General features: G+C 61.6%; 1 protein-coding gene. It reads right to left on the bottom strand.

Annotation, left to right across the window (positions count from 1 at the left end):
* Positions 1 to 599: ABC transporter transmembrane domain-containing protein (locus tag F3J08_RS17655; protein ID WP_166931932.1), on the bottom strand; the 599-nt coding region annotated here is incomplete at both ends.

The following is a 599-nucleotide window of genomic DNA, read 5'->3' as shown; positions in this document are numbered from 1 at the left end:
GATATCTAGGCCATCAATGAGAACGCGACCACGTTCGGGACAATAGAGCCGCTGAAGCAGTTTGGTCAGCGTGCTCTTGCCAGAGCCCGATGATCCTACGATGCCGATGATCTCCCCGGGCTGTATGTTCAAGGAGATATCCTCGAGAACCAGGGGGCTATCTACCCGATGCCGGAAGTTCACATGCTCAAACGTCACGGCGCCCGTGAGGGAGGGGAGCGCCATGCCGTTGCGGCCGCTTCGCTCGGTCGGTGTATTGAGGATATCTCCCAGACGCTCGGCCGAGAGGCGGGTCTGATGAAAATCCTGATACATCTGAGCGACGCGAAGGACCGGCTGGCTGACACGACCTGCGAGCATGTTGAAGGCGACCAGGCCTCCAACGGTCAGGGACCCCGACATCACCTGATGGGCACCCAGCCAGAGCGTCCCGGCCGTCACGAGCTTGCCGGTTGCCTGGATGATCTGGGTTGCTACCGTGCCGATCGAGGTCACGGACTGGCTGGCCCCGACATACCCCGCCAGCTGCTCTTCCCAGCGTTGCTGTAGCCTGGTCTCGACCGCCATGGCCTTGACCGTCTCGATCCCGCTGACCGTCT

This window comes from Asaia sp. As-1742 (assembly GCF_011753235.1).
Lineage (GTDB): Bacteria > Pseudomonadota > Alphaproteobacteria > Acetobacterales > Acetobacteraceae > Asaia > Asaia bogorensis_B.
This window is presented reverse-complemented; position numbering and strand designations above follow the sequence as displayed.